Origin of the sequence: Pauljensenia hongkongensis (assembly GCF_001746855.1) — a bacterium.
Lineage (GTDB): Bacteria > Actinomycetota > Actinomycetes > Actinomycetales > Actinomycetaceae > Pauljensenia > Pauljensenia hongkongensis.
Genome location: NZ_CP017298.1, coordinates 157,276 through 162,355 on the forward strand (window position 1 = coordinate 157,276; position 5,080 = coordinate 162,355).

Sequence of the window (5,080 nt, forward strand, 5' to 3'; positions counted from 1 at the left end):
CGGGCGCGGCGCAGGGCATGGGGCGTGGCCCCGCGGGGGCTACTCGGGGAGCGTCGGCTCCGCCCCGCCCCGAGCCAGCTCCATCCTGAGCGCCCGCCTGGCTCCCTCACGCGCGCCGCGCACCCTGAACCCCATTCTCTCGTACAGCGCCCTGGCGCCGGCGTTGTCCTCGTAGACCGACAGCGACACGGTGGAGACGCGCTCGTCGGCGAACACGATCCGGAGGAAGGCCTCCAGCGCCCTGCGGCCCAGGCCGCGCCCGGTCCTGGCCGGGTCGATGATGAAGCGCCCGATGTGGGCCTCTCCCCCGTCGGTGGACATCCACTGCACAACGCCGACGAACGCGCCCCCGCAGCGGATCGAGTGGAGGCCCTCCAGGGCGGCCACGCGCCCGCGGGTCAGCGGGAAGGACAGGGCCGGGCCCGCCCACTGCTCGAGGAAGGCCGCGCCGCGCGCGTTCACCCAACCGCACAGGGCCTCCGCGCCGTCGCCGTCCACACCCTCCAGCACCTCGACATCGTCCACGCAGTCCTCCTCACGTCCTCCGCCGCCGCGCCCGGCGGACACCGCCACCCTACTCCAGCAGGGCGCGCAAGTCCTCGGCGCCCAGGGAAGCGCCCGCCGCCGCGCCATCGACCACCTTGGACACCAGGCGCCGCTTGCGGTCCTGCAGCTCCACCACCTTCGCCTCGATCGTGTCGTCGGCGACCAGGCGGTACACATTGACCTTCTTCGACTGGCCGATCCTGTGCGCCCGGTCCACCGCCTGCGCCTCGGCCGCGGGGTTCCACCACGGGTCCATGACGTACACGTAGTCCGCCTCGGTGAGCGTCAGCCCCGTCCCCCCGGCCTTGAGGGAGATGAGGAAGACCGAGGCTGCGCCGCTGCGGAAGCGCTCGATGACGCGGGCCCTGCCGCGCGTCGCCCCGTCCAGTTGCGCCACCGTGATGCCCCTGCGCTCCAGGGCGCGGCGTATGCGCGCCAGGAAGGACGTGAACTGGCTGAAGACCAGGGCCTGGTGCCCGCGGGGCACGATCTGGACGAGCTGGCCCACCAGGTACTCGGTCTTGGCCGAGCCCACGTGCGCGTAGGCGCCGTCCACCAGGGCCGGGTCCAGGGCCAGCTGCCGCAGCCGCGTGATCGACGCCAGGACGTCCATCCGGTTGCGGGGGAAGTCCTCCATGAGGGACAGGGCTCTCGCGCGCTCGCGGGTGAGGTGCTGCTCGTAGATGTGCCTGTGCTCCTCCCCCAGCTCCACGCGGGCGAGCGTCTCGACCTTGTCGGGCAGGTCGGGGGCGACCTCCTCCTTGGTCCGGCGCAGCACGAAGGGCGCGATCAGCCTGCGCAGCCGGTCGAGGGCCGCGGGGTCCCGCCCCGATTCGACCGGCTTGCGGATCCGCTCGTTGAACACCTCCCACCGGGGCAGCAGCCCGGGGCACGCCAGGGCGAGCACCGACCACAGGTCGGCGACCGAGTTCTCCACGGGCGTTCCCGTGACCGCGAAGCACCAGGGGGCCCGGACCGCTGCCAGGGCGGCGTGGACCGCGGTGCGCGGGTTCTTCACCGTCTGCGCCTCGTCGACGACCAGTCCCGAGAACTCCTGGGCCGCCCACTGACCGGCCTCGAGGCGTGCGATCGTGTAGGAGGTGATGACCAGGTGGGCGCCCGCGCACTCCTCGGCGACGCTCGTGCCGCGCCTCCTGGCGGTGCCCGCGACGACGCGCGCGTCCAGGTCCGGGGCGAAGCGCCGCGCCTCTTCCTCCCAGGCGCCCAGCACGGAGGTGGGGGCGACGACGAGGACCGGCGGCGCCTCCGGATCGGCGTCGCGCAGGGAGTGGACCGCGCTCAGCAGTTGCACGGTCTTGCCCAGGCCCATGTCGTCGGCCAGCACGCCGCCCAGCCCGGCCCCGGCGCGCGCCGTCAGCCAGTCGTGTCCCGCCCGCTGGTAGGGGCGCAGCCGTGCGGTGAGGGCGGGCGAGACGGCCAGGCCCGCGCCGGAGGGGCCGTCGGTCCCGTCCAGGAGGAGGCCGACGGCCCGTCTCCACCGCTCGCTGGCGCGGACGTGGTCCGCGGACTCGGAGAGCGCTCCCCACAACCCGGCCTGGGCGGCGCTGATGCGCGGGGAGCCCGCATCGGAGTCCGTGAGCACCGCCGCCTCGGCCAGCAGCGCCCGCAGGCGCTCGACGCGCTCCCCGTCCAGGGCGACCCACGTCCCGTCGACCAGGACGTGGTCCTCGCCCCTGGCCAGGGCGGCCAGGACGTCCTCCATGGCGATGGCGGCCCCCGCGACCGTGACCTCCAGGCGCAGGCCGAACCAGTCCGTACCGGAGTCATCGACCACCGCGGTGACCCTCATGCCGTCGTCGTCCACTCTGATGCGGCGCACCTCGTCGGCGATGTCCCACACGACGCCGGCGTCGGCCAGGGCCCCCACGGCCGCGTCCAGGAAGGCGGGCGCCCTCCACGCGGGTATCCGCGCCGTGGAGGGCACCGGCCGCCACAGCCCGTCCCCGCTGAGCGGGGCGCCCAGGGCGTCGATCCGCTCCGCGCGCGAGGCGAGGCCGGGGTCCGAGGCCATGGCCCCGGCCAGGGGGACGCGCGAGGGGGCGGCGCCGAAGTCGTACTCCGCCCACCACCGCACCGCCACGCGGTCCCCGCCCTCGAGGCGAACGGTTGCGACGATGGCCGCGCGGGCGCCCTCCACGTCGGCGAAGGTGGAGTCGAGGGAGACCACGTGGGCGCGCCTGCGCAGCCCGGGCAGCCACGAGGCGCGGAACTCCGCGAGGTCCGCCACGGGCACGTCCACGGCGCCGCCCTCGGGCAGGGCGTCCAGCAGGGACACGCCGTTGACCCTGGCCAGGGCCGTGCCGCCCTTCGAGACGAGCAGCCGGGGTTCGACCGCGATCCTGGGAAGGCGCTCGACGCGGTCGCCGTCGCGGGCCACAGCCCGCAGTGTCAGGGCATCCGGCCCCAGGGAGGCGTCCAGGTCGACGTCCCAGGTCGTGTGCTCGAGCTCGAGCGGCGTGAGGGGGTCCATTCCCGCCCATAGGGCCACCCCCGCCCGCTGGAGCCTGCGCAGCCAGTCGAAGGCGCCGTCCCCCAGGGACTCCAGGGACACCTCGCCGCGCGAGCGCCACGCGCCGCCCTCGTGGGAGCGCCGGTAGGCCTCGCGCATCAGGGACAGGTGCGTGGGGTTGATCCCCTCGGTCACGGACTCCCACCGCGTGTTGGTCAGGTCCGGCCAGCCCGCGCGCTTGTCCGTCCACGCCGTCCTGGCGCCACGGCGCAGCGGCTTGAGCCAGATCGGCGCCGAGGGGTCGTGGGCGTCGACGAGGAGCCCCAGGGGCTCGCCCCCGGAGGCCGCCGTTCCGATCATCGTGGCCAGGGCCCGCTTCCACGGCGCCTCTTCCGCCAGGGCCCTTCCGCGCAGGTCCTCGCGGCAGGCGATCACGGTGGCGACCCCGTGGGCGCAGTCGACTCCGATGGGGCAGGCGCACGAGATGCCCGGCCTGGCGGGCTGGGGGACGATCCGCGTCTTGTAGGTGAGGGCCCCGTCGCGGACGCGGCCGACCAGGCGGTCCCCGTCCTCCCATTTGGTCTCCACGACCTTGCCCGCCCTGTAGGCGGCCAGGCCCCTCGCCCACACGGCGGCCCCGGTGCAGGCGATGATGTCGTCGTCGTCGAGGGAGGCGATGCTGCGCGCGAACGAGGAGGAGGGCATCCCTCCAGTCTACGCGCGGTCGCGCCCGGCCTGTGCCGTCGGGCGCGGGGAGCCTTTCCCTTTCTACTCGAATCTGTGCACACTGATTGGTCCGTGCTGTCGCGCGCGGGGAGCCTTTCCCCTGGCGGGGGCAGCCACGTGCGCATCTCAGGTCAGGGCTGTCAAGCGCGGGGAGCCCTGTCCCCTGGTGGAGTTCTGTGCCGCGAAGCGGCCCGCTCGGGGCTGTGCGCCGACTGATCGGCCGCTCGGGGCTGTGCCTGGCAGGAAGTGCCCTTCTCGCGGAGGCCTGTATTGAAAAATGGGCCGGTCGGGAGTCGAGCACCGTTCGTTTTGCAAGCGATGCCAGGCATTTAAAGGGATACCTCGCCCGCCGGGCTCCTGTGGCGGCTGTTCCACAAGCGAAGTCGAGTTCTCAAAGGGATACCGTCAGTTTGCAAGTGTTATAACGCTTGCGAAGTGTGGTATCGCTGTGAAAGCGGAAGCATTGCTGTGAGGACGACCCACGGCGCACAAGTCCAGGTACTCGCCGACCGGGCGGTACTGCTGTGAGGACAGCGCGGAGCGCTCGGGTTCCGCTGCGCTGGTGCGGGTTAGCGCCTGTGCACGAGGGGCCCGAAAAGGCTCCCCGCGCGCGACAGCACGGACCAATCAGTGTGCACAGATTCGAGTAGAAAGGGAGATGGCCAGCGGCGGTGCGGTCGTGGGCCCGGTGAGCCGCATCGGGGCAGGAAACCACCGGGCGGGGGCGACGAGCCCATCGAACTCCGGGTCTGGCGAGTCACATTGGGGCAGGAAACTGCCTATTGGGGTAGGCAAATTGCCTACCCCAATGACCCGTTGCCTACCCCAATGCACACAGGCGCCTACCGCAATGACCCGTTGCCTACCCCAATGCGGGGGCGCGCCCGCCCACAACCGCGCAGTGGCCGCGGAAGGCACATGGCCACAGACGCCCCGGCCCGCGCGGAAGGGACCAGGCCGGCCAGTGGCGCGACGGCGAGACCCTGCAGACGCCCCGGCCCGCGCGGAAGGGACCGCCGGTCCTCAGCCGTAGGCCCCCTCGACCGCCCAGGCCCCCGCGCGGAACACGAGCAGCAGATCCTCCGCGCCGCCCTCCCCCTCCAGTGCGACGCGCAGGTAGGCGCGGGCGGAGCCCTCCGCGTCCCACCAGCGCCCGGCGACGGCCCACGGGCCCGCCAGTGGCCGGACGGGAACCGTCCTGGCCCGCCCCTGCGGGTCGAGGACCAGGAGGGCCGGTTCCGCGCTGAGCAGTCCGCGCGCGGTGACGCCGATGGGTGCGCGCCCCGGGGCCGCGCCCAGCAGGAGCGCCGGACGCGGCTGGTCGTAGAGTGCCGCGGG

2 protein-coding genes and 1 pseudogene are annotated in these 5,080 nt (G+C 73.5%); all 3 read right to left on the bottom strand.

The genetic code is table 11. From position 1 onward, the window contains the following. Positions 1-39: 39 nt before the first annotated feature. Positions 40-525: a GNAT family N-acetyltransferase gene (locus BH719_RS00720; RefSeq protein WP_034255456.1), complete on the bottom strand. Its 486-nt coding sequence runs from the start codon at positions 523-525 to the stop codon at positions 40-42. 49 nt (positions 526-574) lie between these two features. Continuing rightward, positions 575-3,721 carry a DEAD/DEAH box helicase gene (locus tag BH719_RS00725; protein WP_009399874.1) on the bottom strand — a complete coding sequence of 1,049 codons (3,147 nt, stop codon included), beginning with the start codon at positions 3,719-3,721 and terminating at the stop codon, positions 575-577. 1,044 nt (positions 3,722-4,765) lie between these two features. Next, positions 4,766-5,080, bottom strand: a pseudogene (locus tag BH719_RS09465) (DNA polymerase Y family protein); the annotation flags it as partial.

Bases quoted from the DNA above. Each gene is read 5' to 3' on its own strand.
- BH719_RS00725 (WP_009399874.1), bottom strand. From the start codon at position 3,721: ATGCCCTCCTCCTCGTTCGCGCGCAGCATCGCCTCCCTCGACGACGAC.